General features: G+C 67.3%; 24 protein-coding genes and 2 pseudogenes. 14 read left to right on the forward strand and 12 right to left on the reverse strand.

The features are described from left to right. Positions 1 to 30 precede the first annotated feature (30 nt). From CA606_RS19435 to CA606_RS19445, 3 genes are read right to left on the reverse strand one after another with little or no spacing between them, the layout of a single operon-like run. Positions 31 to 555 (reverse strand): SRPBCC family protein, encoded by a 525-nt coding sequence (locus CA606_RS19435; protein WP_096053031.1) that lies wholly within the window; start codon positions 553 to 555, stop codon positions 31 to 33. 59 nt (positions 556 to 614) lie between these two features. After that, positions 615 to 1,580 (reverse strand): TraB/GumN family protein, encoded by a 966-nt coding sequence (locus CA606_RS19440; protein WP_096053030.1) that lies wholly within the window; start codon positions 1,578 to 1,580, stop codon positions 615 to 617. 56 nt (positions 1,581 to 1,636) lie between these two features. Further along, the gene (locus tag CA606_RS19445; protein ID WP_096053029.1) at positions 1,637 to 3,763 is read right to left on the reverse strand and encodes a M3 family metallopeptidase; all 2,127 of its coding nucleotides are present in this window, start codon (positions 3,761 to 3,763) and stop codon (positions 1,637 to 1,639) included. A gap of 248 nt (positions 3,764 to 4,011) precedes the next feature. On the opposite strand from CA606_RS19445, the gene CA606_RS19450 reads away from it, so the two are divergent. The 6 genes and pseudogenes from CA606_RS19450 (at position 4,012) to CA606_RS19470 (ending at position 10,403) form a co-directional block, all read left to right on the forward strand. Further along, complete coding sequence (locus tag CA606_RS19450) at positions 4,012 to 4,860, forward strand: glutamate racemase (protein ID WP_096053028.1); 849 nt, start codon at positions 4,012 to 4,014, stop codon at positions 4,858 to 4,860. 433 nt (positions 4,861 to 5,293) lie between these two features. Beyond that, positions 5,294 to 5,440: pseudogene (locus CA606_RS20420) on the forward strand (hypothetical protein); the annotation flags it as partial. Positions 5,441 to 5,468: 28 nt separating this feature from the next. After that, a pseudogene (locus tag CA606_RS20425) lies at positions 5,469 to 5,540 on the forward strand (hypothetical protein); the annotation flags it as partial. 410 nt (positions 5,541 to 5,950) lie between these two features. Next, positions 5,951 to 8,431 (forward strand): FtsK/SpoIIIE family DNA translocase, encoded by a 2,481-nt coding sequence (locus CA606_RS19460; protein ID WP_181242699.1) that lies wholly within the window; start codon positions 5,951 to 5,953, stop codon positions 8,429 to 8,431. Positions 8,432 to 8,695: 264 nt separating this feature from the next. Continuing rightward, on the forward strand, positions 8,696 to 9,355 hold the full coding sequence (locus CA606_RS19465) for an outer membrane lipoprotein carrier protein LolA (protein ID WP_096053026.1): 660 nt from the start codon (positions 8,696 to 8,698) through the stop codon (positions 9,353 to 9,355). A 241-nt stretch (positions 9,356 to 9,596) separates the two neighbouring features. After that, the gene (locus CA606_RS19470; RefSeq protein ID WP_096053025.1) at positions 9,597 to 10,403 is read left to right on the forward strand and encodes an exodeoxyribonuclease III; all 807 of its coding nucleotides are present in this window, start codon (positions 9,597 to 9,599) and stop codon (positions 10,401 to 10,403) included. A gap of 12 nt (positions 10,404 to 10,415) precedes the next feature. Here CA606_RS19470 and mutM read toward each other — a convergent pair whose 3' ends face one another. Then, complete coding sequence (mutM, locus tag CA606_RS19475) at positions 10,416 to 11,279, reverse strand: bifunctional DNA-formamidopyrimidine glycosylase/DNA-(apurinic or apyrimidinic site) lyase (RefSeq protein WP_096053024.1); 864 nt, start codon at positions 11,277 to 11,279, stop codon at positions 10,416 to 10,418. Between the two features lie 82 nt (positions 11,280 to 11,361). Here mutM and CA606_RS19480 point away from each other — a divergent pair, with 82 nt between their 5' ends. Both CA606_RS19480 and ubiB read left to right on the forward strand, forming a co-directional pair. Beyond that, entirely contained in the window at positions 11,362 to 12,120 is a 759-nt protein-coding gene (locus CA606_RS19480; RefSeq protein ID WP_096053023.1) for a class I SAM-dependent methyltransferase, read from the forward strand. 4 nt (positions 12,121 to 12,124) lie between these two features. Then, on the forward strand, positions 12,125 to 13,630 hold the full coding sequence (ubiB, locus tag CA606_RS19485; RefSeq protein ID WP_096053022.1) for a 2-polyprenylphenol 6-hydroxylase: 1,506 nt from the start codon (positions 12,125 to 12,127) through the stop codon (positions 13,628 to 13,630). A gap of 6 nt (positions 13,631 to 13,636) precedes the next feature. On the opposite strand, the gene CA606_RS19490 is transcribed toward ubiB, so the two are convergent. Beyond that, positions 13,637 to 13,951 (reverse strand): DUF5076 domain-containing protein, encoded by a 315-nt coding sequence (locus CA606_RS19490; protein WP_096053021.1) that lies wholly within the window; start codon positions 13,949 to 13,951, stop codon positions 13,637 to 13,639. A gap of 41 nt (positions 13,952 to 13,992) precedes the next feature. After that, the gene (locus CA606_RS19495; RefSeq protein ID WP_096053020.1) at positions 13,993 to 14,556 is read right to left on the reverse strand and encodes a hypothetical protein; all 564 of its coding nucleotides are present in this window, start codon (positions 14,554 to 14,556) and stop codon (positions 13,993 to 13,995) included. Positions 14,557 to 14,706: 150 nt separating this feature from the next. Here CA606_RS19495 and coaBC point away from each other — a divergent pair, with 150 nt between their 5' ends. Together coaBC and dut are read left to right on the forward strand one after the other, a co-directional pair. Beyond that, on the forward strand, positions 14,707 to 15,903 hold the full coding sequence (gene coaBC, locus CA606_RS19500) for a bifunctional phosphopantothenoylcysteine decarboxylase/phosphopantothenate--cysteine ligase CoaBC (protein WP_096053019.1): 1,197 nt from the start codon (positions 14,707 to 14,709) through the stop codon (positions 15,901 to 15,903). 59 nt (positions 15,904 to 15,962) lie between these two features. After that, a complete protein-coding gene (dut, locus tag CA606_RS19505) occupies positions 15,963 to 16,430 on the forward strand; it encodes a dUTP diphosphatase (protein WP_096053018.1) in 468 nt (155 codons plus the stop codon). Here the strand turns inward: dut and CA606_RS19510 are convergent. Beyond that, positions 16,427 to 16,567 (reverse strand): hypothetical protein, encoded by a 141-nt coding sequence (locus tag CA606_RS19510; protein WP_181242700.1) that lies wholly within the window; start codon positions 16,565 to 16,567, stop codon positions 16,427 to 16,429. The two genes, dut and CA606_RS19510, sit on opposite strands and share 4 nt — an antisense overlap. 290 nt (positions 16,568 to 16,857) lie before the next feature. On the opposite strand from CA606_RS19510, the gene CA606_RS19515 reads away from it, so the two are divergent. From CA606_RS19515 to CA606_RS19525, 3 genes are read left to right on the forward strand one after another with little or no spacing between them, the layout of a single operon-like run. Continuing rightward, positions 16,858 to 17,970, forward strand: coding sequence for an HlyD family secretion protein (locus CA606_RS19515; protein WP_181242924.1), 1,113 nt, complete (start codon positions 16,858 to 16,860; stop codon positions 17,968 to 17,970). Between the two features lie 14 nt (positions 17,971 to 17,984). Then, entirely contained in the window at positions 17,985 to 19,589 is a 1,605-nt protein-coding gene (locus CA606_RS19520) for a DHA2 family efflux MFS transporter permease subunit (RefSeq protein ID WP_096053015.1), read from the forward strand. Between the two features lie 16 nt (positions 19,590 to 19,605). Continuing rightward, positions 19,606 to 20,214, forward strand: coding sequence for a TetR/AcrR family transcriptional regulator (locus tag CA606_RS19525; RefSeq protein ID WP_096053014.1), 609 nt, complete (start codon positions 19,606 to 19,608; stop codon positions 20,212 to 20,214). A gap of 17 nt (positions 20,215 to 20,231) precedes the next feature. Here CA606_RS19525 and CA606_RS19530 read toward each other — a convergent pair whose 3' ends face one another. The 5 genes from CA606_RS19530 to CA606_RS19550 form a co-directional block, all read right to left on the reverse strand. Continuing rightward, the gene (locus CA606_RS19530; protein ID WP_096053013.1) at positions 20,232 to 21,047 is read right to left on the reverse strand and encodes an enoyl-ACP reductase FabI; all 816 of its coding nucleotides are present in this window, start codon (positions 21,045 to 21,047) and stop codon (positions 20,232 to 20,234) included. 66 nt (positions 21,048 to 21,113) lie between these two features. Further along, positions 21,114 to 22,904 carry a tetratricopeptide repeat protein gene (locus tag CA606_RS19535; protein ID WP_096053012.1) on the reverse strand — a complete coding sequence of 597 codons (1,791 nt, stop codon included), beginning with the start codon at positions 22,902 to 22,904 and terminating at the stop codon, positions 21,114 to 21,116. Positions 22,905 to 22,916: 12 nt separating this feature from the next. Continuing rightward, positions 22,917 to 24,128, reverse strand: a complete 1,212-nt coding sequence (fabB, locus tag CA606_RS19540) for a beta-ketoacyl-ACP synthase I (RefSeq protein WP_096053011.1) — start codon at positions 24,126 to 24,128, stop codon at positions 22,917 to 22,919. A gap of 70 nt (positions 24,129 to 24,198) precedes the next feature. Next, positions 24,199 to 24,711, reverse strand: coding sequence for a 3-hydroxyacyl-[acyl-carrier-protein] dehydratase FabA (gene fabA, locus CA606_RS19545; protein ID WP_096053010.1), 513 nt, complete (start codon positions 24,709 to 24,711; stop codon positions 24,199 to 24,201). Between the two features lie 69 nt (positions 24,712 to 24,780). Then, on the reverse strand, positions 24,781 to 25,326 hold the full coding sequence (locus tag CA606_RS19550; RefSeq protein WP_096053009.1) for an SH3 domain-containing protein: 546 nt from the start codon (positions 25,324 to 25,326) through the stop codon (positions 24,781 to 24,783). Between the two features lie 72 nt (positions 25,327 to 25,398). Here CA606_RS19550 and CA606_RS19555 point away from each other — a divergent pair, with 72 nt between their 5' ends. Then, positions 25,399 to 26,385, forward strand: a complete 987-nt coding sequence (locus CA606_RS19555) for a 2-hydroxyacid dehydrogenase (protein ID WP_096053008.1) — start codon at positions 25,399 to 25,401, stop codon at positions 26,383 to 26,385. Positions 26,386 to 26,387 lie beyond the last annotated feature (2 nt).

The following is a 26,387-nucleotide window of genomic DNA, read 5'->3' on the forward strand; positions in this document are numbered from 1 at the left end:
TAGCCATATATTACGACCGTAGTATAGGGCCTAGTCTACCGCCTCCACAGCCTGCGCTAATCCCCGGACCTGCTGGCCCAGAACCCCGTCGACGGGCGCGGCCAGCTTGTCGAGCCCGCCCTTGAAGTAGCCGCCGACGTCATAGGTGACCGTCACGGTCGTGGCGCCGTCCTTCTCGGCCAAGAGGATGGTCATCGCCCCGCTCGCGCCCGACGACTGCAAGGGGCCAAGCCCGCCGTTCAGCACCAGCTTCTGGCCCGGCGCGGCATGGACCGTCGTCATGTGCAGCACCGAGCCGCCGTTGGGCAGGCGCTCGCAGAAGCAGCCGCCCGAGGCCGCGCCGAGCGACAGGTTGGCGGCTGACCCCGACCAGGTGTGCGCCGAGGCCCACCATTTCGACGGCTGGACCAGGACGGCCCACACAGTCGTCGCCGGTGCGGCGATCACGACCTGATGGCGAACCTGAAACCCGCTCGGCTGAGCGTCCGTCACCTCGGCCCGCGCGGCCCCCACAACCAGCAGCGCCAGAACGCTCGCGGCGATCATCGTCTTCATCGGTTGGTCCTCCCGACACGACCTTGGTCGGCGCGAGCCTGGCGCGTCAACTCGCAGCGCTATTCGACAGGCGAGGTGATCGTCGCGCCCTGCGCCTTCAGGCGGTCCAGGACCCCGTCGGCCGGCAGCAGGAAGCCAAGATCCACCACCGCCACGGTGACCCCCGGTCGCTTCAGCGCTTCGGCCATGGCGTCGGCGGTCTGGACAAGGCCCCTCTCCAGCAAGGCCGCGCCACCCGGAACGTGGGTCAGGCACCGCTGCGCGGCGCTGGCGCGGTAACGCGCGCGCACCGAGGCCAGATCGCCCTCCGCCCAGTCGCGCCCGATCGTGGTGGAATGGGCGCCGTCATAGGCGACCTCGTCCAGGGCCACGCGCAGGCAATAGAGCTGGTCCTCGGGCGAGAGCTTGCCCGCGATGGCGGTGACCGCGCTCATTCGGTACTGCCCCACCGCCTTGACCTTCAGCTTGCGCGCCTTGGCCATGCGCTCGATCGTGCTGACGGGCTTGGCCTCGGACAGGCCGGCGGCCTGACGGAAATCAGACAGCAGCAGGAACCCGGCGACCGCCGGCTTCCAGTTCTTGTACTCGCCGCCCCCCTTGCGCGCCTGGGTGCGGGACTCGACAAAGCGCGCTTTCAGATCCGGCGGCAGCTGGTCCTCGAGCGCCTTGCCCAGTGGCTGGCGCAGACCGCCGCCCAGCTTGAGGACGAACCCGGCCACCTGGGTGACGCCCACGGCCGCCTCGGGGGGCAAAAGGACGAGGCTCGCCTTGTCCAGCGCCTTGTTCAGGCGTGGGCTTTGCCATTTCAGCTGATGCGGCAGCGGCGGGGCCGAGCCCAGAATGTAGAGCTTGGCCCCGTCCTTCTCGACCAGCCACACCGCCGGCCCTGGCGGCTTGGCGACGATCGTCAATTCAGCGACGACGGCGCTTTCGTCCTGGGCCGGGGCGGCGCCGAGCGCGATGGACGGCGAGGCGGTCTGCGCAAGCGCCAGGGAAAGAGCCAGAGCGGCGGACGCGATCATCAAAACTCCTTCAGCCCCCTAACCCCTCCCCCTGCGGGAGGAGGGTTAGGGGATCTGCCTCAGGCCCCCGGCGGAACCGGGAAGCCGCGCTTGCGCATCAGGGCGCCGATCTTGACGTCACGGCCCCGGAAGGCGCGGAACTGTTCGACCGGATCGATCGTGTTGCCCTTGGCCATGATGTCTTCGTAGAGGCGCTTGGCGACGGCCTTGTCGTAGAAGCCGCCCGGCGCCTCGGCGAAGGCGTCCGCAGCGTCGGCTGTCAGGGTGTCGGACCACAGGTAGCTGTAGTAGCCGGCCGAATAGCCATCGCCCGAGAACACGTGGCCGAACTGCGGCGTACGGTGCCGCATGACGATCTCCTTGGGCATGTTCAGCTTGGTCAGTTCCTCGCGCTCGAACGCGTCCGGATCGATGTCCACATCGCCGGCCAGGTGCAGCTTCATGTCGATCAGGGCGCTGGCCAGATACTCGGTCGTGCCGAAGCCCTGACCAAACTTGCCAGCGGCCTCGATCTTCTTGACGAGATCCGCCGGGATCGGCTTGCCGGTCTGATAGTGCAGAGCGAACTGGTTCAGCACCTGCGGGGTCGACAGCCAGTGCTCGTTCAGCTGGCTGGGGAATTCGACATAGTCGCGCGCCACGGCCGTGCCCGACACCGACGGATAGGTCGCATTGGCGTTCAGGCCATGGATGGCATGGCCGAATTCGTGGAACAGCGTGACCGCGTCATCCCACGAGATCAGCACGGGCTCGCCGGGCTTACCCTTGATGAAGTTGGAGTTGTTCGAGACGATCGTGGTGGTCTCGCGCTTGAACCGCTCCTGGGTGCGGTAGGCGTTCATCCACGCGCCCGAGCGCTTGCCGGGACGGGCGTAGGGGTCGAAGTACCACAGGCCCACATGCTTGCCGCCGCGCGTCACCTCATAGACCGTGACGTCCTGGTGGAAGACCGGAATGCCCTCCAGCTTCTTGAACTCGAAGCCATAGAGCTGGCCCGAGGCCCAGAACATGCCCTCCCGCAGCTTGTCCAGCTGCAGGTACGGCTTCACCTCGTTCATATCGAGGTCGTACTTCGCCTTGCGCACCTTCTCGGCGTAGAAGCGGTAGTCCCAGGGCTCCAGCTTGAACCCGCCACCCTCCTTGTCGATGATCGCCTGCATGTCGGCGACATCGATCGCCACCTGGGCGATCGCCGGCTTCCAGACCGCCTCCATCAGCGCCATGGCGTTTTCCGGCGTCTTGGCCATGGCGTTCTCGAGGCGCCAGTGAGCGTGGGTCTTGTAGCCCAGGAGCTTGGCTCGCTCGACGCGCAGCTTCAGGATCTTGCGGATGATGGCGTTGTTGTCGGTCGCCCCGCCGTTGTCGCCACGATTGACGAAGGCGCGCCAGATCTTCTCGCGCGCGGCGCGCACCGGCGACTCGGTCAGGAAGGGGTCGACGCTGGAGCGGGTGTTGACGATCACATGCTTGCCAAGAAGCTTGCGCGTCGCGGCGTTCGAGGCGGCGGCGGCCTTGAGGCCCTCGGGCAGGCCGGCCAGGTCGGCCTCGCTGAGCTCGATCCAGGTGTTCTCGTCGGCCAAGAGGTTCTGGCTGAACTTGGTGTAGAGGCCGGCCAACTCGGTGTTGATCGCGCCGACCCGGGCCTTGGCCTCGGGCGACAGCTTCGCGCCCGACCGCACGAAGTTGGTGTAGTAGATCCACAGCACGCGCTGCTGCTCGGGCGTCAGCTTGGCCTTGTCGGGCGAGTCGTAGACGGCCTGGATGCGGGCGAAGAGCGCGGCGTTCTGGTTGATCTTGTCGTAGTGGGCCGAGAGCGCCGGATCCATCTCCTCCTCGACCTTCTGGAAATCCGGTGTGCTCATGTTCGAGCCCCAGATCCCGTAATAGGTCTGGACGTCGTTCAGCATCCGGCCGGCGTCTTCCAGCGCGCCGATGGTGTTTTCGAAGGTCGGCGCGGCCTTGTTGGCGGTGATCGCATCGATCTCGGCCAGGTTCCTGGCCATGGCCGCCTCGAGCGCCGGCTTGAAGTCAGCGACCTTCACCTTGTCAAAGGCGGGCACGCCGCCGAAGGGGCCTGCCCACGTCTGGATCAGGGGATTGGCGCTCTGCGCGAGGGCTAGGCCGGGATGGGCGGCGACCACCGCGCCGGTGACAGCGGCCGAGGCGAGAAAGGTACGACGTTGCACGGAGGATCTCCGGTGGATGTGTTGGGCGCGACCCTAGAGCGTGACGCCGAAAGTGGGAACCGGTTTCGACGCTAGTCATGCTCTAAGTGTTTGATTTAGAGCCTTGTTATCGTATCGAAACGATTCCGTTTTGAGACGCAAGACTCTAGGATATGGGCGGCCGCCCTGTCACATGACAGGGCCGTAGCCTTCTTTCCCGCCCTTCCCATCCGTGGACGCGCTGGGGTTTGGCGGCTACAGCTTGGCCCATGATCGGCGTCTTTGACTCTGGCGTAGGCGGCCTCTCGGTCCACCGCGCCCTCGTGCAGCGTCTGCCCCAGGCGGACTTCACCTATCTGGCCGACCAGGCCAACGCGCCCTACGGCGTTCGGACCGGCGAGGACATCGTCGCGCTGACCAGGGATGGCTGCGTGCGTCTGTTCGAGCGCGGCGCAAACCTGGTGGTTCTGGCCTGCAACACCGCGTCAGCCATCGCCCTGCGCCGCCTGCAACAGACCTGGCTGCCGGGCTATCGCAGGGAGATCGGCCGCCCGGTCAATATCCTCGGCATCATCGTGCCGACGATCGAAAAGGCCACGGGCCTGCCCTGGGAGCACGAGGCCGAGCGGCGCGGTGAGAAGGTCCAGCAACTGGACATCCTGGGCGTCTTCGCCACCCAGGCCACGGTGCGCTCGCGTGTCTATGAGATCGAAATCGACAAACGCAAACAGGATCTGGCGGTGTTCTCCGAGGCCTGCCCGGATCTGGTGCCGCTGATCGAAGGCGACGCCAGCGCCGTCGACCTGGCCCAGGCGGTCGAGGCCCGTGTCCAGGCGCTGAAGACCCGTATCGGCCGCCATCCCGACCGCGTCGTGCTGGGCTGCACCCACTACCAGATCATCGCCGACATCTTCCGCGCCGCCCTGCCGGCCGGCACCCCGCTGATCCAGCAGCCGGAAGCGACGGCGGAGGGCCTGGCGCTCTATCTGGAGCGCCATCCCGAGTATGACCCGGGCACGGGCACGAGCCGCGTGTTCCTGACCACCGGGACGCCGGGCCCGCAGAACGGCCTGGTCCAGAGCTTCTGGGGCGGCCCGCTGGCGTTCGAGGCGGCTTAGGGGGTCACGGCTTTCGACCCATGGCGGACATGGCCCTAAGATCCCTCTCTCATGGAGAGAGGGAGGGGCCCACCGCGCAGCGGTGGGAGGGTGAGTGGATACGCTTTTTCCGGACCGGGCAGCGAACAAGGTGATTTGATTAGCTGAGGGGCGACGGCTGACGCCACAACCACTCACCCTCCCACGCCTGCGGCGCGGGCCCCTCCCTCTCTCAAAGAGAGAGGGATTTTGCGCACCGCCCGATACCACCCTCCACCGACATCGCGAACGTCCGCTCAGCGGAGCGCCCGCTCCAAGCATCTTCCCCAAGCACCCCAATCCCCGTCGTCCCACGGGTATCACCGCCACCAGATCCCAACACAATCAACGCCTTAGCCCACAGCGCGACGGGCCCATCCAAAATCGACGCCTCCCCCGCCAAACCACCCGCACAATGGTTCCACCTCGTCGCGAGGAAAGGGCGCATGGCCAGCGACCATTTGCGGCGGCGGGGGGCGGTCGAGCGGGGACAGGTTCGAGGGGGATACTCGAACGGTCCGGGGCTGAGCTTGCTGGGCTCACCCGCCCGCCGTCGGCGTGGTCGGGGGAAAGGGTTCGTCCCTCTTCGATTGCCGGGCGACTCCGGAAACGGAAGCGCTCGGGTCCCGGTAAGGCCTGAACAGGGCCACCTTCCCGGGAGGCTGACGGATAACGGCTGCGCGGAGCGTCGGGCTTCGTCGAAACGGTATTTATCCATTGCCTCCGGACGGACGTCCGGCGCTCCGCAGCCCTTTCCGAACCTTCAGCGAGGGATCGCGTGAAGCTGATGCAACACGTCCCCTCCCCTGGATGGGGAGGGGTAGGGGTGGGGTGAGCACAGCGCTAGATGCAGCGCACAGCCGCCACCGCCGCAGTCACCCCATCCCCGGCCCTTCCCCATCAAGGGGAAGGGAGATTTCCCGCACCCCAGCGCGGGAACGCCGGAAGGGCGGTCGCACGAACCCGCGACGTCATCACCAGCGTCCTAATGGACGTCGTAAACAGCCCTTAACGCTCTTAAGGCACAACATCGCGGTTCGACCCGTCTTGCGCGGGTCCGAAGAGACGACGGTTGAGTTCGGAGACTTTCATGGCGCGAGCCGCGCGGCGATCCACGACGGAGCTCCTTTGGGATGCGATCCGTTATGGCTGGGTCCAGCCCTGGACGGCCCGGTTCCGGGGCGGGATCGTCACCGTCGTCGGGGCGGTGCTGCTGCTTGCCATCGCCACCTACAACGCCACCGATCCCAGCTTCAACGCCGTGACGGGCGAGCCCGCCCGCAATGCGCTGGGCGGCCTGGGCGCGGCGATTTCCGATATCCTGATGCAGTCGCTGGGCCTGTCGGCCTGGGGCATTGCGCTGCTGATGCTGGTGTTCGGCGTGACCCGCGTGGCCCAAGCCGACCCGGACGCCGAACGCAGGGACCTGCGTCAACGGGCGCTGATCGGCGCCCTGGGCCTCTTGGCGCTGTCGGCCGTGTTGGCCGCGCCGCCGCCGCCTGCCATCTGGCAGCTGGAAAAGGGTCTGGGCGGTTTCTGGGGCGACTCCCTGCTGCACATGGTCGCCGCTGTCTTGAGCTTCGCCCACATCCCCGGCGCGACCATCATCTCGGCCATCCTGTTCGGCGTCGCCGCCATCGCCGCGCTCGGCTTCGCCATCGGCGTGCGTGAGGTCGACCCCGACGCCATCCACGCCGCTGTCAGCAACGCGCTGCAACCGCGCGCGCGCCCTGAGCCGGAACCGGAACCCGCACCGGTGGCCAAGCCGGTCCGCGCCAGACGCGAGAAGACCGACCCCGCGCCCAAGCGAGCCGGCCGCCTGCCCCCACTGGAGGCCGACGACGGCGACGAAACCCCGATCGCGGCGTCGCAACCGGCCGCCGCGCAACGCGCCTACACCCCGCCTCCCGTGGCCCAGGACGACGAGGACGACTTCGAGGACAGCCTGGACGCGCGGCCGATGGCCATCGCCAAGCCCAAGACGCCCGTGAAGGAGTCTGGCCGCGAGGCGCGCGAGCAGCAGAAGGCGTTCGACTTCGAGGAAGACGCCGGCTTCCAGCTGCCCGAACTGGCCATGCTGGCCAAGTCCAAGCCGCGCTCGTCCGAGGTGGACGCCGCGGCCCTGCGCCAGAACGCCCGCCTGCTGGAAAGCGTGCTGGCCGAGTTCGGCGTCAAGGGCCAGATCGACCAGATCCGCCCCGGCCCCGTGGTCACCATGTACGAACTGGTGCCCGCGCCGGGTGTCAAGACCGCCCGCGTCGTTGCGCTCGCCGATGACATCGCCCGCTCGATGAGCGTGATCTCGTGCCGCGTCGCCGTGGCCCAGGGCCGCAACGCCATCGGCATCGAAATGCCCAACCAGCGCCGCGAGACCGTCTATCTACGCGACCTGCTGTCCAGCGCCGACTACGAAAAGGCCAGCCAGATCCTGCCCATGGCGCTGGGTGAAACCATCGGCGGCGAGCCCTATATCGCCGACCTCGCCAAGATGCCCCACTTGCTGATCGCCGGCACCACCGGCTCGGGCAAGTCGGTCGGCGTCAACGCCATGATCCTGTCGATCCTGTACAAGCTGCCGCCCGAGAAGTGCCGCTTCATCATGGTCGATCCCAAGATGCTGGAGCTGAGCGTCTACGACGGCATCCCGCACCTTCTGGCGCCCGTCGTGACCGATCCGAAGAAGGCCGTCGTGGCCCTGAAATGGACCGTCCGCGAGATGGAGGACCGCTATCGGCGGATGTCCAAGATCGGCGTGCGCAACATCGGCGGCTACAACGAGAAGGCCAATGAAGCCGCCGCCAAGGGCGAGCACTTCGAGCGCACCGTGCAGACGGGCTTCGACGACGCCGGCCGTCCGATCTATGAGACCGAACAGATCCGTCCCGAGCCGATGCCCTATCTCGTCGTGGTCATCGACGAGGTGGCCGACCTGATGATGGTGGCCGGCAAGGACATCGAAGGCGCCGTGCAGCGTCTGGCCCAGATGGCCCGCGCCGCCGGCATCCACCTGATCATGGCCACCCAGCGCCCGTCGGTCGACGTCATCACCGGCACCATCAAGGCCAACTTCCCGACGCGGATCAGCTTCCAGGTCACCAGCAAGATCGACGCCCGCACCATCCTGGGCGAGCAGGGCGCCGAGCAGCTGCTGGGCCAGGGCGACATGCTCTACATGGCCGGCGGCGGTCGCATCACCCGCCTGCATGGCCCCTTTGTCTCCGACGGTGAAGTTGAGGCGGTGGCCAAGTTCCTGCGCGACCAGGGCATTCCGCAGTACCTGGAAGAGGTCACCGCCGGCGGCGACGAAGAACAGGAAGAAGCGATCGAGGGCGCCTTCTCGGGCGAGGGCGGCGCCAACGATCTCTACGACCACGCCGTGGCCGTGGTCACCCGCGACCGCAAGGCCTCGACCAGCTACATCCAGCGCCGCCTGCAGATCGGCTACAACCGCGCCGCCTCGCTGATGGAGCGGATGGAAAAGGAAGGCGTCGTCGGCGCCGCCAACCACGCCGGCAAGCGGGAGATTTTGGCCCCGCCACCGCCGCCACTGTGAAAACTGTCATCCCAGACAAGCGCGCAGCGCGCCGATCCGGGATCGCCGGAGGCTCGGAGCTTGTTGCGGTCCCGGCTCTCCCCCCGGGCTCAAGGCCGGGGTCCGGCCGGGATGACAGACCTTGTTTGATCGGGGCGGGAAGCAACCTTCACCTTGGCGGCAACGTTTTCGACGCTCGCAACCTGAACGCGGCTTCATCGGGCCGCCGGAAAATGGCCTTGCGGCGGCCTTCGCGGCGACCAAGCTAGGGGCTAAGGAGTCCAGATGATCACTCGCCGTATCCTGCTGGCGGCCGGCCTCGCCGCCGCCCTCGCCTCGCCCGCCCTGGTCACCCCCGCCTGGGCCCAGGGCTCGACCGCGCCGGTTCCGGCCAAGCTGACCGCCGAGCAGAAGGCGCTACTGGACAAGGCCACCGCCTATATCCAGGGCCTGTCTTCGGCCAAGGGTCGCTTCGTGCAGACCGATCAGCGCGGAACCCAGACCCAAGGGACCTTCTACCTGCAGCGGCCTGGCAAGGCGCGGTTCGCCTATGATCCGCCGGCGGGCCTGCTGGTCGTCAGCAACGGCAATAACGTCAACATCTTCGACAGCCGGCTGAAGACGTACGAGAGCTATCCGCTCAGCAAGACGCCGCTGAACCTGCTGCTGGCCCGCGAGGTTCGCCTGGATCGCGGCGTGGTCATCACCGATATCCGGCCGCTGGCCGACGGCTTCACGATCGTGGCGCAAGACGCCAAGCGCCAGGCGCTGGGCAAGATCTCGTTGGACTTCTCGAACGGCCCCGTCGGCCTGATGGGCTGGACGGTCACCGACATCAAGGGCGGCCAAATCCGCGTGCGCCTCAGCGACTTCGCCGAAACCGCCGATCTCGACCCCAAACTGTTCGTCTTGACCGACCCGCGTCGCAAGGTCGGCAAGCCCTAGCCCCGTCGGGTTTGTGACATTCTCACAACAGGCAAGAATCAACCGACCCGTCTCTTGACTAAAAATTAGGACGTGGCATATTTAACACGCATGGCGATGAGCGACCGACCCGCTCCTCGCGAACCGTGCCGGATCCTATCCCCTCCCGGCGGCGGCATGAGAGACTAGACTTTCGCCCAGATGCTCGATGCATCTGGGCGTTTTTCTTTCCGGTCCCCAAAAACCGCGATAGAGCGGGGCCATGCGCCTCCGTATCGCCACCTGGAACGTCAATTCCGTCCGCCTTCGCGCCGAACAGGCCGCTCGCTTCGTCGACGAACAGGCTCCGGACGTCCTCTGCATGCAGGAGATCAAGTGCCAGGAGGGCGAGTTTCCGCGTGAGGCCTTCGAGGCCATGGGCCTGCCGCATCTGAAGATCGCCGGCCAGAAAGGCTGGCACGGGGTGGCCATCGCCTCGCGCCTGCCGATCGAGGACGTTCCCACCCTGATGACCTGCCGCGAGGGCCATGCCCGCTGCGTGGCGGTCAAGGTGGCCGGGGTCGAGATCCAGAACTTCTACATTCCAGCCGGCGGCGACACCCCCGACCGTGTCGCCAATCCGAAGTTCGACCACAAGCTCGACTTCTACGAGACCCTGACCGCCGCGCTGACGCGGCGCGACCCCAAGGACCCGCTGATCGTCACCGGCGACTTGAACATCGCGCCCGGCGAGAACGACGTCTGGAGCCACCGCCAGATGCTGAAGGTGGTCAGCCATACGCCGCCGGAGTTGGAAGCCTTCGACGCACTGATCAGGTCGATGGACCTCTTGGACCTGCCGCGCCTGGCGACGCCGGAGCCGCAGAAGCTGTTTTCCTGGTGGAGCTATCGCGCCGCTGATTTCCGCAAGTCCAACCGCGGCCTGCGCCTGGACCACATCCTGGCCAGCCCCGGCCTGCGCGATGCGGCGATCCTGGACGGCAAGGTCTCCTCGCGAGTCCACGATGACGTGCGCGAATGGGAGCGCCCCAGCGATCACGCGCCGGTCACGGCCGACCTGAAGGTCTGAGGCGATGGACGCTCAGACCTGACAGACCGGACAGAAGAAGGTTGAACGTCCCGCCTGGACCTCCCGAGCGATCACGCCCTTGCACCCTGGGGTCGGGCAGGGCTGTCCCTCGCGGTCGTAGACGCGGAACCGATGCTGGAAATAGCCCAGCGCGCCATCAGCGGCGGCGAAGTCCTTCAAGGTGGAGCCCCCGACCTCGACCGCCTCCGCCAGAACGTCCTTGATCGCGGCGGTGAGCGGAGTCAGCCGCTTCTTCGCGATGTTTCCAGACGGCTTGAAGGGCGAGATGCCGGACCGGTGCAGGGCCTCACAGACATAGATGTTGCCCAGGCCGGCGACGGTGCGCTGGTCCAGAAGCAGGGTCTTGGGCCCCTGCTTGCGATTGGCGAAGGCCTTTTCCAACGTGCGGGCGTCGAAACCCTCACCCAGCGGCTCGGGGCCCATGGCGGCGAACCAGGCATGGTGGCTGACGCGATCTGTCGGGATCAGGTCCATGAAGCCGAAGCGGCGCGGGTCGAAATAGGTGACCGTCGCGCCGTCCTCGGTCTGGAACACGACATGGGCATGCTTGTCGTCGGGCGTGATCTCGCGAGCGAAGTCGCCGGGACGAACCGTTCCCTCCGGCGCGGCGATCTCGAAGCGGCCGGTCATGCCCAGGTGCATCACCAGGGTGTCGCCCCGGTCGAGCGGCGCCAGGATGTACTTGGCGCGGCGATCCAGCCGCAGGATCCGCGCGCCGGTCAGTCGCTGCACGAAGCCGTCGGGCAGCGGGAAGCGCAGGTCGGGCCGGTTGGCGCGGACGCTGGAAAGACGCGCCCCGGACAAGACGGGCTCCAGGCCCCGGCGGACGGTCTCGACTTCGGGCAATTCGGGCACAGGGAACCTTCGGCGGATGACGGCGGGCGTGTCGCGGGCTAATAGCGGACTTAAGATATAGAAAGCCCGGCCCAAAGACGTCATGAGCAACACCTCCGCCAGCTTCGGTTTCAAGGATGTCGACGCCTCGCTGAAGGCGGGCCTGGTCCGCGGGGTCTTCGACCGCGTCGCCAAGAACTACGACATCATGAACGACCTGATGAGCGGCGGCGTCCACCGGCTGTGGAAGGACGCGGTGGCCGCACGCCTCAATCCGCAGCCCGGCGAGGTGATCATCGACTGCGCCGGCGGCACCGGTGATATGGCGCGGCGCTTCGCCAAGATGGCGCGCAAGGCCCAGGAACGCCGGGGCGGCCCCGACGCGACGATCAACATCGTCGACTACAACGCCGAAATGATCATGGCCGGCATCGAGCGGGGCGGCGAGCCGGAGATCACCTGGACCGTCGGCGACGCCCAGCGCCTGCCGCTGCCGGACGCCTATGCCGACGCCTATGTGATCTCGTTCGGCATCCGCAACGTGACCGACATCAACGCGGCCCTGCGCGAAGCCCGGCGCGTGCTCAAGCCGGGCGGCCGGTTCCTGTGCCTGGAATTCTCGCGGCCGGTCACCGAGCCTTTGGCCAAAGCCTATGACGCCTACAGCTTCAAGGTCATTCCGCAGGTCGGCGAGTGGGTCGCCAAGGACCGCGAGGCCTACCAGTATCTCGTCGAGAGCATCCGGCGCTTCCCCGATCAGCGGACCTTCGCGGGCATGATCGAGGCCGCCGGATTCAAGCGCGTGACCTTCACCAATTTCACCGGCGGCGTTGCGGCCCTGCACCAGGGCTGGGCGATCTAGGATCGTGGCCACGCTCGAAGCCTTCTGGCGTCTGACCGGCGCGGGCTGGTCCCTGGTCCGGGCCGACGCCCTGATCCCGCGTGAACTGGAACCCCTGCTTCCCCCCAGCGCGAAGCTGGCGGGGCGCGTCCTGCGCCTCTTCGCAGGCCCGGCCGCCCGCGAGGGACGTCCCGGGGAACGCCTGGCGGCGGTGCTCGAGTGTCAAGGGCCGGCCGCAATCAAGATGGGCCAGTTCCTGTCGACCCGCGCCGACATCTTTGGCGCGGCTTTCGCCGAAGACCTGTCGCGCCTGAAGGATCGGCTGCCGGCTTTTCCGCTGAGCGTCGCCAAGGCCGAGATCGCTCGCAACCTCGGCAAGCCGCTGGACGAGATCTTCGCCGAGATCGGTGAACCGGTGGCCGCCGCTTCTCTGGCTCAGGCCCACCCCGCAACGCTGGTCGACGGCCAAAAGGTCGCGGTCAAGGTCCTGCGCCCGGGCGTCGAGCGGCAGGTCGCCCGAGACACCGCCGTCCTGCGCCTGGCCGCGCGTCTCGCCGAGACCCTCGTCCCAGCCTCGCGACGTCTGCGTCCGACCGAGTTCGTCGAGGTCGTGATCCGCGCACTCGATCTTGAGATGGACCTGCGCTTCGAGGCCGCCGGCTGCGCCGAGCTGGGCGAGGCCATGGCCAAAGACCCCTATATGCGCGCGCCCGCCGTCTGCTGGGAGGGCGTCGGCAAACGCGTCCTGACCTTGAGCTGGGCGGAAGGCGCACCCTTGTCCGACCCCGCCGCACTGGATCTGCCCGGCCTGGACCGCAAGGCGCTGGCCGAGAACGTCACGCGAGGGTTTCTCGCGCAAGCGCTGGACCATGGCCTGTTCCACGGCGACCTGCACGAAGGAAACCTGTTCGTGGCGGCCCCGGCGGCGATCACGGCGGTCGACTACGGCATCCTCGGCCGCCTTGGTCCCGGCGAGCGGCGCTACCTCGCCGAGATCCTCTACGGCTTTCTCAATCGCGACTACGCGCGGGTGGCCAAGATTCACTTCGACGCCGGCTATGTGCCGGCGCACCAGGACATGGACGCCTTCGCCCAAGCTTTGCGCGCGGTCGGCGAACCGGTCTTCGGCCGCAATGCGCGCGAGGTCTCGATGGGCCGGCTGCTCGCGCAACTTTTCGAGATCACCGCGCTGTTCGACATGGCCCTGCGGCCCGAACTGGTGCTGCTGCAGAAGACCATGGTGACCGTCGAGGGCGTTGCTCGCCGCATCGACCCGACCCACGACCTTTGGGCCGCCGCCGACCCGGTGGTGCGCCGCTGGATCGGCCGCGAACTCTCCCCCGCCGCCAAGGCCCGCGATTTCGCCGAGGAGGCGTTGCGCGCCATCAAGGCCCTGGCTCGCCTGGCCGAGGCGCCCCCAGCCTCGCCCGTGATCACGGAGCGGGCGCATACCTGGCCCCTGATATGGTTCCTCGTCGGGGCAACCACGGCAGGCGCGGCGTTCGTGACCGGATTGCTGCTGGCGCGGTAAGCCTCGTCAGCCGACACCGGCGGGCTTACCCCCCGCGCGTTGCGCCGTCGGCATGGCGGCCTCGACATTGAAGCTGCCGACGGTCGCTTTATAGAGCGCCGCTCGTGGCCCCATCCCCTCGGCGCTGAGGGCGTCGGCGACATGCCCCGCCATGTCGGCCAGAACAATGCCCCAGGCGGTGGTCTCCATCACCACCCCTTGATCCGCATAGAGGCCGCATTTCAACGAACAATGGAGCCCGCGTTCGGCGATCCAGACCCGCGCCAGTTCAACGGCGTTCGCATCGCGAAGCGCGGCGGACGGTACGACCCGCACATCCATGGTTTACGTCTCCGAGATCCCAGACTGATTTTGCCGCGGGCCTATCCTTCGGCCTGATCGCGACTGCGCGCCTTTGACGCTGAGGTCCGGCGCGCCTCACGCGCCTTTTGCTCGTCCCAATAGGCGCCGCCCTCGTCGGGCTTGAACATCGTTCGCGGCGCCCCCTCGCGCGACACCACCGCGAAGACATTGTCTTTGGGGTCGTAGATCAGAAGATCCCCATTCGCCCGCTTCAAGGTCTCAGCGCCCTTGGGCGGATCGCTGACGAAAGCGTGGGCCTTGGAGACGTTGTCATCGACCGATTTCGCCGAGAAGGCGGTCCCGTTTCGCTCGAAGGATCGTTGGGCGTTCTCGTCAGCCGAACGCGTGCGGTTGGCCGCCCAGTACGGCTTGCCAGCCACCAGCTTGATCGGCGCGTCGCGAGGATCGCTCAGACGACCCTCCCCGCTCCTGCTGTCGATGGCGGCGGCGGCCCCGGTGCTGGCCGAGGCCCGGTCGCCGCCCGTTGGAGCCTTCACCGCTGAGGCGCCGCTGTCACAGGCCGAAAGTCCAACTGTGATCAGGATCCCCAAGACCCCGGCCGGCGCGAGTTTCACAATCTTCATGATCGCAACTGCCCAATTGCTCTACCTTAACGTTTAATGAACGAAAGCGGAACGCGAGTCGAGTCTCTTTTTCACGCTGCGATTGGCTCTGGCGCTTTGCCGCGCGGATGGGCATGTGCAGGGACAAACGACCGGAACGCGGAGCGGGACGTGGCCGAGAAGCGAGTTCTCCTGATCGTCGGCGGGGGCGTGGCGGCCTATAAGGCGCTGCTGCTGACGCGCCTTCTACGCAAGGCCGGCATCGCCGTCCGCCCGATCCTGACCAAGGCCGGGGCCGAGTTTGTCACGCCGCTGTCCCTGGCGGCGCTGGCCGAGGACAAGGTCTACCAGGACCTTTTTTCGCTGACCGACGAACACGAGATGGGCCATATCGAACTGTCGCGGTCGGCCGATCTGGTCGTGGTGGCGCCGGCGACCGCAGACCTGATCGGCAAGGCGGCCAACGGTCTGGCGGGCGACCTTGCCTCCACCACGCTGCTAGCCACCGACAAGCCCGTGCTGATGGCCCCGGCGATGAACGTGCGCATGTGGTTGCATCCGGCCACCCAGCGCAACATCGCCACGCTGAAGGCTGACGGCGTGACCTTTGTCGGGCCGGAGGACGGCGCCATGGCCTGTGGCGAGTTCGGTCCCGGACGCCTGGCTGAACCCGAGGAGATCTTCGCCGCGATCATGGCCGCGCTGGAGGGACCCGCCGCCCGGCCGCTCGAAGGCAAGCGGGCGCTGGTCACCGCTGGCCCGACGTTCGAGCCGATCGACCCTGTGCGCGGGATCACCAATCGATCCAGCGGCAAGCAGGGGTTCGCGATCGCAGACGCCCTCGCCCGGCTCGGCGCCGAAGTGACCCTGGTCGCCGGGCCGGTGGCCCTGCCCACCCCGCCCGGCGTTCGCCGGGTCGACGTCGAGACGGCTCGCCAGATGCTGGCCGCCAGTCAGGCCGCCCTGCCTGCTGATGTTGGCGTCTTTGTCGCCGCCGTCGCCGACTGGCGAGTCGACGAAGCCTTTGGTAGCAAGTTGAAGAAGGAAAAGGGCGGCCCTCCGGCCCTGACCTTTGTCGAGAACCCCGACATCCTGGCCACCCTGTCGGCTTCTGGCCCCCAGCGGCCCAGGCTGGTCATCGGTTTCGCGGCCGAGACCGACCATGTCGAGGAACACGCCCGCGCCAAGCTGGCGCGAAAGGGCTGCGACTGGATCATCGCCAACGATGTGACCGAGCCTGGCGTCATGGGCGGCGGTGAAAACGCCGTGCTGCTGGTGACGAAGTCCAGAACCGAACGCTGGGACCGCGCCGCCAAGGACCTTGTCGCGGCGCAGATCGCGGCCCGGATCGCCGAAGCCTTGGCTTAGCCTTTCAGGACGGCGGGCAAATCAGCTACAGCCAGGGCGACCCCTTCGAGGAGCCCCGCATGCCCGCCATTCCCGCCGGTCTCGCCATCCGTTTCAAGCGCTGGGACGGCAATTCTGATCTGCCTGTTCCCACCTACGCGACGGCGGGAGCCGCTGGGTTCGACCTTCGGGCGTCCGTGCCGGAAGACGAGCCGATCGTGCTGAAGCCCGGCGCCCGTTGCATGGCGCCCACCGGCTTTTCGGTCGCGATCCCGGACGGCTATGAGATGCAGGTGCGCCCACGGTCGGGCCTGGCGCTCAAGAACGGCGTCACGGTGGTCAATGCGCCCGGCACGGTCGATAGCGACTATCGCGGTCAGGTTTGCGTGCTGCTGATCAATCTCGGCGAGGAAGACTTCACGATCCGTCGGGGTGATCGCATTGCTCAGGGCGTCATCGCCGCCGCGCCCCAATGGGCCCTGATCGAGGTCGAGGATCTAGACGCGACCGAGCGGGGCGAGGGTGGCTTCGGGTCGACCGGCGTCTAGTTGACGATCGGGCGCATGGCCCGCAGGCCCAGCACCAGATAGCCGCCAAAGCCCGCAGCGAAGGCTGCGGCCGCCGTCCACAAGACTGGGCGGAGCATGTCGAGCGGCGTCTGGCCGATCGGAGACTGAGACTTCACGGGGACCTCCTGCGACCAATAGGCGGAACCGGCGGACACGCACCGGAGGAGATACGCGCTCCCGAACCCTTGGTTGCGATGGGGAGCGGCTTTTAATCTGTCGTGATTCCGACGCAAGCGGAAATTGCGGCGCGGTGTCGCAGTGGCCGGCCACGCAGGCCCCTGGCCTATGATCTTTCCCCACAAACCGCAGCGGTCCGCGTTGATTTTTGGACGACTGCGTCCATTTATCCCTTGAAGCGCGGGCCGGACCCTTCTATCCGGCGCGCTGGTTGTCTTTTGACAAGGGTCTGGGCATGGCGGCGTCAGAGCAGAAGAAGAAGCGGATCCCTCTGATCGTGGGCGGCGTGACGCTGGTCGCGGTCCTGGTCGGTGGAACCCTGTGGTTCCTGGACAAGCAGCGCTTCGAAAGCACCGATAACGCGTTCGTGCAGGCCGACACCGTGCAGGTGAGCCCGCAGGTCTCCGGCTATGTCGCCGAGGTCCTCGTCGCCGACAACCAGCGTGTCGAGCCCGGCCAAGTGCTGGCCAGGATCGATCCGGCGACCTTCCAGGCGCGGGTCGACCAGGCGATCGCCAACGCTGCGGCGGCCGACGCCGCCATCCGCGCCATCGACGACAAGAACAGCCTGGAGCAGGCCGTGATCGCCCAGAAGGCGGCCGGCGTGACCAGCGCCCAGGCCGACGCCAGCCGGGCCAAGGCCGACTTCGACCGCTACGACGCCTTGGCCGGCCAGGGCTGGGTCTCGCAACAGAAGGTCCAGACCACAAAAGCAACCGCCACCCAGACCGCCGCCGGCGTCGCCAGCGCCCAGGCCGCGCTGGAAGCCGAAAAGCGCGCCGCCCAGTCGCTCGGCTCCGCCAAGGCTCAGGCCGTGGCCCAGGCTGCGGCGGCCCACGCCGCTGTCGAGCAAGCCAGGCTGGACCTTGAGCGCACGGTGATCCGCGCGCCGGTCGGCGGCGTCGTCGGCGCCCGCTCGGTCCGGCCCGGTCAGCTCGTGCAGCCGGGCGTGGCGCTGATGTCCGTGGTTCCGCTCGGCCAGGCCTATGTGGTGGCCAACTTCAAGGAAACCCAGGTCGCGCGCCTGCGTATCGGCCAGCCGGTCGAGATCAAGGCCGACGCCTTCGGCAAGCAGACGATCATCGGCAAGATCGACAGTTTCGCCCCGGCCACCGGCCAGGAGTTTGCACTCATCCCGGTGGAGAACGCGGTCGGCAACTTCACCAAGATCACCCAGAGACTGCCCGTGAAGATCACCGTCGACCGCAGCCAGCTTGGCGCGGCCCTGCGTCCGGGTCTTTCCGTCGAGATCAAGGTCGACGTCCGTGATCGCTCGGGCCCCTCGTTCGCGGAAGCCGCGCAAGCGACACCGCAAATGGCCCGACAGGGCGCGGCCCGCTAGTCGGCCCGCCCGTCATGGCCGACGCCGCCCTCCACGCCGACGCCCTCGGCAAGACAGCCCCTCCCGGCGCGCCGACGACGCCAATCAACTGGACCAAGCTGTTCCTTGGCTTCGGCGCGATGGTCATCGGCCAGTTCATGGCCATCCTCGACATCCAGATCGTCGCCGCGTCCCTGCCGCAGATCCAGGCCGGGGTCGGGGCCAGCACCGACCAGATCAGCTGGATCCAGACGGCCTATCTGATCCCCGAGGTCGTGATGATCCCGCTGTCGGGATACCTCTCGCGCCTGTGGGGCACGCAGAAGCTCTATCTGGCCTCGTGCGCCGGCTTCATCGTGATGAGCGTCCTGACGGGCCTGTCCACGTCGATCGACATGATGATCATCACCCGGGCGCTGCAGGGCTTCATCGGCGGCGCGATGATCCCAACGGTCTTCGCCACCGCCTTCACCGCCTTCCCGCCTGAGCGTCGGGTGACCGCTAGCGTCATCATGGGCCTGATCGTCACCCTGGCGCCCACCGTGGGCCCCACGCTGGGCGGCCACCTGACCGAGTGGCTGAGCTGGCGATGGCTGTTCTTCATCAACGTGCCGACGGGCCTGATCGTGCTGTTCGGCGTGGCCCGCTGGGGCGACTTCGACAAGGGCGATCCCAGCCTGACCAAGGGCTTCGACTGGTTCGGCCTGGCCGTGATGGCGATCTTCCTGATGAGCATGCAGTACGTGCTGGAGGAAGGCGCCAAGGAGGACTGGTTCTCCGACAGCCTGATCCTGTGGCTGACGGTCGTCGCCGTCATCGGCGGGGTCGTCTTCGTGTGGCGGCAGATGACCTACTGCAACCCGATCGTTGAACTCCGCGCCTTCGCCAATCGCAACTTCACAATCGGCGTCCTGATGACGGCGGTGTCGGGGGCCAGTCTGTTCGGCGGCACCTTCCTGCTGCCGCAGTTTCTGGGGCGCGTGCGACACTACTCCGCGTCTGAGGTTGGCACGACCATGGTCATCTCGGGCCTTTCGATGTTCCTCACCGGTCCGCTGGCCGGTCGAATGGTGCGCAAGACCGATCCACGTCTGCCCATGTGCGTCGGCTTCCTGCTGGCGGGCTTTGGCATGTACATAGCCCACGGGGTGACCAAGGACTGGGGTTTCTGGGAGTTCGCCAGCGTCCAGGCCTTCCGGGGCGTCGGGGTGATGATCGCCATGATCGCCACCCAGCAGATCACGATGAGCACGCTGCCCCCGCACATGATCAAGAACGCCTCAGGGCTGGTGAACCTGTCGCGCAACACCGGCGGGGCGATCGGCCTGGCCTTGTTGGCGACCTCGATCACGCAACAGACGGCGCTCTACTATGACGACATGACCTCGAAGGTGACCCAGGGCAGTCCAGCGGCCGGCATGATGGCTGGGCTTACAGAGCGCATGATGCAGCTGGGTGTCGCCGATCCGGCCGGCGCGGCGCGCAAGGCCGTCAGCGGCATGATGCAACAACAGGCCACCGTCATGGCGTTCGGCGACAGCTTCACGCTGCTGGCGATCGGCTGCTTCGTCGCCGCGGCCGTGTCCCTGCTGGCGACGCCGGTCAAGAACGCCCCGCCGCCGCCGTCGGACGCCCACTGATGCCCGGAGTCTCCTGATGCCCCGCGTTCCCGGACAGATCGACGTCGCCAAGACCGAGGCCATTCTGGACGCCGCCGTCGAGGTGATCGGCGAGCGGGGCCTGGCCGCGCCCATGTCAGCGATCGCCCGCCACGCGGGGGTCTCCAAACAGACGGTGTACAATCACTACGGCTCGAAGGCCGAACTGATGCGGGCCCTGATGCAGCGTCGCGTCGAGAGCATCACCGCCTCCCTGCGTGAGCCCGGGGCGGTCGACAATCCCACCGAGGCGCTGGAGGCCTATGCCCGATCCGTGCTGGAGACGGTGATCACCACCAAGCGCTATTCGATGATGCGGGTGATCATCCTGGGCTCGGGCGAGATGCCCGACATCGCCCAGGAGGTGTTCGAGGCCGGCCCGCTGAACGCGCGTCGCCAGTTGGCGGCGTTCCTGGAGACCGAAACCCGGCTTGGTCGCATGAAGGTCGAGGATTTCGACCAGGCGGCGGAGTTCTTCTCCGGCATGGTCATGGGTCACAGCCAGCTGCGGAGCTTGTTGCGCCTGCCGTCCGACAAGACCCAGGAACAGTTCGGCCGCCTCGCGCGGGAGGCGGCCGAAAGGTTCATGCGGGCCTACGCGCCGTAGGCCTTGGTTGACGAGGCCTAGGCCTCCTCGGCGTCGGGCATGCCCATCATGTGGAAGCCGGCGTCGACATGGACGACTTCGCCCGTGGTCGACTTGCCAAGATCCGAGGCCAGCCACAGGGCGCAGCCGGCGACGCCTTCCATCGAGGTGTCTTCCTTCATCGCGCTGAAGGCGCGGCCCTGGGCGATCATGCCGCGACCGCCGGCGATGCCCGCCAGGGCCAGGGTGCGCATCGCGCCGGCCGAGATGGCGTTGCAGCGGATGCCCTTGGGGCCCAGATCCCGCGCAATATAGCGGGTCGAGGCTTCCAGGGCGGCCTTGGCCACGCCCATGGTGTTGTAGTTCGGGATGGTCCGCTCAGACCCCAGATAGGTCATGGTGATCAGCGAGCCGCCGTTCGGCATGATCTTGCTGGCGCGCTTGGCGACGTCCACGAAGCTGAAGGCCGAAATGTTCATGGCCAACAGGAAGCCTTCGCGGGTGGTGTTGTCGACAAACGAGCCCTTCAGCTCGTTCTTGTTGGCGAAGGCCACCGAGTGCACCACGAAGTCGATCGTCCCGAACGCCTTCTCGATCTCGGCGAAGGCCGCGTCCATCGAGGCGTCGTCAGTGACGTCGCAGGGGATCATGGTCTTGACGCCGATGCTCTCGGCCAGCGGGCGCACGCGGCGCTCCAGTTCCTCGCCCTGATAGGTGAAGGCCATCTCGGCGCCCTGGGCGGCCAGCTGGCTGGCGATGCCCCAGGCGATCGAGTTGTGGTTGGCCACGCCCATGACGAGGCCCTTCTTGCCCCGCATCAGCTCGCCCTTGGGGAACGCGTAATCGTCGGCCATGTGTGGGGCCCTCTTTCGCAAATCGTTGACCGCTGGTTAGCAGGCGCCGCCGCCTGGCGGAACCCTTCAGCGACGGACCATCCCGGCGTAGGCGGCCTCAAGCGACCGGGCGAAGGCGACGGGATCGAAGAGAGCCGAGCGCCGGACAGCCGCCGCGATACGGGGCTTCAGCGCCTTGTCGGCGGCCAGGGACAGAGCCTTGGCGACATAGTCGGCCTTGGAGGTGGCGATCAGTTCGCTCATGCCGATGGCGGTCGCCAGGCTGGCGCCCACCCGACTGGCGAAGCTCTCTCCCGGCAGGGTCAATACCGGAACGCCCATGCGCAGGGCGTCACTGGCGGTGGTGTGGGCGCCGTAGGGCCAGGTGTCGAGGACGAGGTCAGCGAGGGCGTGGCGGGCCAGGTGACGATCGTGCTGGGTCGGATCGGCGAAGACCAGACGTTCAGGCGCCACGCCCGCCTCGCGCGCATGGGCGCGAAGATTGTCGTCCGCGCCCGGCGCCCCGGCATAGAGCCAGAGCACGCTGCCCGGCGCGGCCCGCAGGATCGCCATCCAGGTGGCGAACACCTCCGGCGTTATCTTGGCCGGGTTGTTGAAGCAGCAGAAGACCCGCGCGTCCTGCGGCAGGCCCGCCTCGGCGCGGCTGGGGGCCGGTATGGCCGGCGTCAGGACGTCGTTGGGCTGGTAGTGCGGCAAGCGAACCACCGCTTCGGACCAGTGCGCCTCGGCGCCCGGCGGGATCGTGACTGCGTCCGCCAGGACCACGTCGGCGTGCGCCCCCAAGGTGCCGGGATAGCCCAGCCAGCTCACCTGCACGGGCGCTGCGCGATGCGCCAGGATCCCCGGACGGCCATCCTGGGTGTAACCCTTGAGATCCACTGCGATATCAACGCCGTGCTCGCGACACTTCAGAGCGATCTCGGCGTCGGAAAGTCGGCGCGCCTCGATCCAGTGCTCGCAGGCGACCTTGAGCCGACCTTGCATCACGCCGCCCGTCTCCGGTCCGTAGGACACGGCGAAGATCTCAAAGCGCGACCGGTCGTGGGCCTCCAGAACGCCCGCCAGGAGCCGCGCCGTGGCGTGTTCGTGCAGGTCGGAGGATAGGTAGGCGACGCGAATCCGATCGCTCGTGGGTCGGACCGGCCATACCGGCGGCGGGACGCTCGGGGTCGCGGACAGCGCCGCGCAGCGGCGGTGGAGAGCGGGAAGATCGAACAGAGCCAGGGCCGCGAACGGCGCGACGCCCGGGCGCCCCAGCTTCAGGTCCGCCTTGACCAGCATGTCTAGCGCCGCATCCTCCCGCCAGTCACAGGTCTGACGGCGAGCCCACATCAGGTCTCCGGCCAGGCGCGGATGGCTGGGGTTCAGCTCGAGCACGACCTCCAAGTCACGCGCGGCGTCGGCGGGTCGGTTGAGCAGGGTCAGCAAGGCGGCGCGATGCGTTCGATAGGCTGGCTCACGCGGCGCAACCGCGACCGCATGGTCGATCGCCGCCAAGGCTTCGGAGAATCCGCCCAGCCGCTGGAGCGAAACCGCCAAGGCGTTGAACACCGGCGGATTGTCGGGGTCGGCCGCCAGGGCGGCGCGCGCCGCGACTACCGCCTCGTCGTCGCGCTGCAGGGCCGTCAGGGCCAGGGTTCTGGCCGACAGTAAGCCTGGACGGACAGGGTCTAACGCAAGGCCCGCGTCCAGGGCCGCCAGCGCCGCTTGCGCCAAGCCCAGCTCAAGCCGGGTCACGCCCAGCAGGTGCCAGGCCTCGACGCTCGGCGCATCGGCGACCAGCCGCTCGCACAAGGCGGCGGCTTCGGCCGTGCGGCCGGCGCGATAGAGATCGAAGGCCTCGCGAGCGCTGGTCAACGCCCGCCGGCTCTAGACGCGGCTGAAGATCAGCGTGCCGTTGGTGCCGCCAAAGCCGAAGCTGTTGGACATCACCGTCTCAAGCGGCTTGTCGACGCGCTGGCGCAGGATCGGCAGGTCGGCGAACTCGGGGTCGAGCTCCTCGATATGGGCGCTCTGGGCTGCGAAGTCGTTGTTGAGCATCAGGATCGAGTAGATCGCCTCCTGCGCGCCGGCGGCGCCCAGGCTGTGCCCGGTCAGCGACTTGGTCGACGAGATCATCGGGGCCTTGTCGCCGAACACCTCGCGGACCGCGCCCATCTCCTTGCTGTCGCCGACCGGCGTCGAGGTGCCGTGCGGGTTCAGATAGTCGATCGCGCGGTTACCCGCCTCGGCCATGGCCAGACGCATGCAGCGCGCAGCGCCTTCGCCCGATGGGGCCACCATGTCGTAGCCGTCGGAATTGGCGGCATAGCCGACCACTTCTCCATAGATCTCGGCCCCGCGGGCCTTGGCGCGCTCGTACTCTTCCAGCACCACGATGCCGGCGCCGCCGGCGATCACGAAGCCGTCGCGGTTCTTGTCATAGGCGCGGCTGGCGACGGCCGGACGGTCGTTGAAGTTGCTGCTCATGGCGCCCATGGCGTCGAACAGGTTCGACAGGGTCCAGTCCAGCTCCTCGCAACCGCCGGCGAAGACGACGTCCTGCTTGCCCATCTGGATCTGCTCGGCGGCCGCGCCGATGCAGTGAGCGCTGGTCGCGCAGGCCGAGCTGATCGAATAGTTGATCCCGCGGATCTTGAACCAGGTCGACAGCACCGCAGACGGGCCCGAGCTCATGGCCTTGGGCACCGCGAACGGGCCGATCCGCTTGGGGCCCTTTTCCCGGGTCGTGGCGGCGGCCTCGACGATGACGCGGGTCGAGGGACCGCCCGAACCGACGATCAGGCCAGTGCGCTCGTGGGAGATCTCGGTCTCTGAGAGGCCAGAATCGGCGATCGCCTGTTCCATGGCGATGTGGGCGTAGGCCGTGCCGGGCGCCAGGAAGCGCGCGGCGCGACGGTCAACCATCGCTTCCCAGTCGATCTGGGGCGCGGCGTGAACCTGACAGCGGAAACCAAGCTCCGCGTATTCGGGCGCGGCGATCACGCCCGACTTGGCTTCGCGCAGAGAGGCCAGGACCTCATTGGCGTTGTTGCCGATGGACGAGACAATCCCCAGTCCGGTGACGACGACGCGACGCATATTCTAAATCCTCTTCTCCCCCTACGATCCGACAGGGGCCAGCTCTCTAGGGCCGGTCTCGTCTAACGGATCAAGCCATTTGTTCGGGCGTGAACAGGCCAACCTTCAGGTCATTGGTTTCGTAGATGACCTTGCCGTCCGCTTCCAGGACGCCGTCGGCGATGCCCATGACCAGCTTGCGCATGATCACCCGCTTCAGGTCGATCTTGTAGACGACCTTCTTGATGTCGGGCGTCACTTGGCCCGTGAATTTCACCTCGCCGACGCCCAGGGCGCGGCCGCGGCCGGGACCGCCCGACCAACCCAGGAAGAAGCCCACCAGCTGCCACATAGCGTCCAGGCCCAGGCACCCAGGCATGACGGGATCACCGATGAAGTGGCAGCCGAAGAACCAGAGGTCCGGATTGATGTCGAATTCGGCTTCGACATAGCCCTTGCCGTACTTGCCGCCCTCGGCCTCGATCCGAACGATCCGGTCGAACATGAGCATCGGCGGCGCCGGCAGTTGGGCGTTGCCGGGACCAAACATCTCGCCGCGACCGCAAGCCAAGAGTTCTTCGAAGGTATAGGCGTTCTTCTGCATGCGGCACGCCCTAGCACGGGGGTGGGTGACGCCTCAACGTTTCCCTACGCGAACCGATCCACGGCGGCGCTATCGCTTGCGGCACTGGACCGCCGGATCCGCACCCCAGATCTCGCGCTCGGGGGCCCAGCCCGACGACCCATCGGCCCGCAGCCTGCACCAGCCGTTCTCGCACTTGTCCAGCGAGGCCACCGCCCGCGCCTTCAGATAGGCGTTGACCTTGGCGCCGTCCTTGGGCGCGCTGAGCAGGGGAAGCGGGGTCGCCTGGACGCGCATCGCCGAGCGCCGGCCGTCGGTCGTGCGCTTGTGGACCCATGCCAGACCGCCTTCCGGATCGCAGATCCGACGCCACTCACGGGTTTCGGCCACGACCTGAACCGGCAGGCCCTTGGCGTGATAGACCCAGAGGAGCTGATGATCCTCATCCGGACCGTTGCGGGCGTTGACCTCGGCGTACTTCAGCGAGACGTAGCGCGGCACCTCCAGCCCAGACGGGGTGACCCTGGGTCCCTGAGCGGCGGCCGGTCCAGCCAGCAAGGCCGCTCCCGCCGCAATTCCGACCATGACGCGCGTCAAACCCATTCGAGACGAACCTTGTTCTGTTTTTGACCGCATGTTGCTTGGCCCTCACCGGCCCCTTTGCTACAGCTTTCAAACGCCTGTCAGAGAGAGCTTTTCAAACCGCCCATGGCCGCCCGCAAGCTCAAAGTCATCGTCACCCGCAAACTCCCCGATCCGGTGGAGACGCGGATGTGCGAACTGTTCGACACCGAACTGAACGTCTCCGACAAGCCAATGACGGCGGATGAACTGGTTGACGCCATGAGCCGCGCCGACGTGCTCGTGCCGACGATCACCGATCGTATCGACTCGCGCCTTCTGTCGCGATCCGGCGATCGGCTCAAGCTGATCGCAAATTTTGGCGCCGGCGTGGACAATATCGACGTCGCCACCGCCAACGCCCGCGGCATCATCGTCACCAATACGCCCGGCGTGCTGACCGAAGACACCGCCGACCTGACCATGACCCTGATCATGGCCGCTTCGCGCCGGATCGTCGAAGGCGCCGAGGTGGTCAAGGCGGGCGGCTTCCACGGCTGGTCCCCGACCTGGATGCTGGGCCGTCGCCTGTGGGGCAAGCGCCTGGGCATCATCGGCATGGGCCGCATCGGTCAGGCCGTCGCTCGCCGCGCCAAGGCCTTCGGCATGCAGGTGCACTATCATAACCGCAAGCCCGTCAGCCCGCGCATCGCCGAGGAACTGGGCTGCACCTACTGGGAAAGCCTCGACCAGATGCTGGCCCGGATGGACTTCGTGTCGGTCAATTGTCCGCACACGCCGGCCACCTATCACCTGCTCTCGGCCCGCCGCCTCAAGCTGCTGCGCCCGCACGCCGTCGTGGTCAACACCGCGCGGGGCGAGGTGATCGACGAGGGCGCCCTGGCCAACATGCTGGCCAAGGGCGAGATCGCCGGGGCCGGTCTCGACGTCTACGAGCACGAGCCGGCCATCAACCCCAAACTCCTGAAGCTGCCCAACGTCGTGCTGCTGCCCCACATGGGCTCGGCCACGGTCGAGGGCCGGATCGACATGGGCGAGAAGGTCATCGTCAACGTGAAGACCTTCATGGACGGGCACAGGCCGCCGGATCGCGTCATCCCGGCGATGCTGTAGGG

Origin of the sequence: Caulobacter vibrioides, assembly GCF_002310375.3 — a bacterium.
GTDB lineage: Bacteria > Pseudomonadota > Alphaproteobacteria > Caulobacterales > Caulobacteraceae > Caulobacter > Caulobacter vibrioides_D.

Bases quoted from the DNA above. Each gene is read 5' to 3' on its own strand.
- CA606_RS19435 (WP_096053031.1), bottom strand. From the start codon at position 555: ATGAAGACGATGATCGCCGCGAGCGTTCTGGCGCTGCTGGTTGTGGGG.
- CA606_RS19450 (WP_096053028.1), top strand. From the start codon at position 4,012: ATGATCGGCGTCTTTGACTCTGGCGTAGGCGGCCTCTCGGTCCACCGC.
- CA606_RS19465 (WP_096053026.1), top strand. From the start codon at position 8,696: ATGATCACTCGCCGTATCCTGCTGGCGGCCGGCCTCGCCGCCGCCCTC.
- CA606_RS19470 (WP_096053025.1), top strand. From the start codon at position 9,597: ATGCGCCTCCGTATCGCCACCTGGAACGTCAATTCCGTCCGCCTTCGC.
- CA606_RS19480 (WP_096053023.1), top strand. From the start codon at position 11,362: ATGAGCAACACCTCCGCCAGCTTCGGTTTCAAGGATGTCGACGCCTCG.
- CA606_RS19490 (WP_096053021.1), bottom strand. From the start codon at position 13,951: ATGGATGTGCGGGTCGTACCGTCCGCCGCGCTTCGCGATGCGAACGCC.
- CA606_RS19495 (WP_096053020.1), bottom strand. From the start codon at position 14,556: ATGAAGATTGTGAAACTCGCGCCGGCCGGGGTCTTGGGGATCCTGATC.
- dut (WP_096053018.1), top strand. From the start codon at position 15,963: ATGCCCGCCATTCCCGCCGGTCTCGCCATCCGTTTCAAGCGCTGGGAC.
- CA606_RS19520 (WP_096053015.1), top strand. From the start codon at position 17,985: ATGGCCGACGCCGCCCTCCACGCCGACGCCCTCGGCAAGACAGCCCCT.
- CA606_RS19525 (WP_096053014.1), top strand. From the start codon at position 19,606: ATGCCCCGCGTTCCCGGACAGATCGACGTCGCCAAGACCGAGGCCATT.
- CA606_RS19530 (WP_096053013.1), bottom strand. From the start codon at position 21,047: ATGGCCGACGATTACGCGTTCCCCAAGGGCGAGCTGATGCGGGGCAAG.
- fabB (WP_096053011.1), bottom strand. From the start codon at position 24,128: ATGCGTCGCGTCGTCGTCACCGGACTGGGGATTGTCTCGTCCATCGGC.
- fabA (WP_096053010.1), bottom strand. From the start codon at position 24,711: ATGCAGAAGAACGCCTATACCTTCGAAGAACTCTTGGCTTGCGGTCGC.
- CA606_RS19550 (WP_096053009.1), bottom strand. From the start codon at position 25,326: ATGCGGTCAAAAACAGAACAAGGTTCGTCTCGAATGGGTTTGACGCGC.
- CA606_RS19555 (WP_096053008.1), top strand. From the start codon at position 25,399: ATGGCCGCCCGCAAGCTCAAAGTCATCGTCACCCGCAAACTCCCCGAT.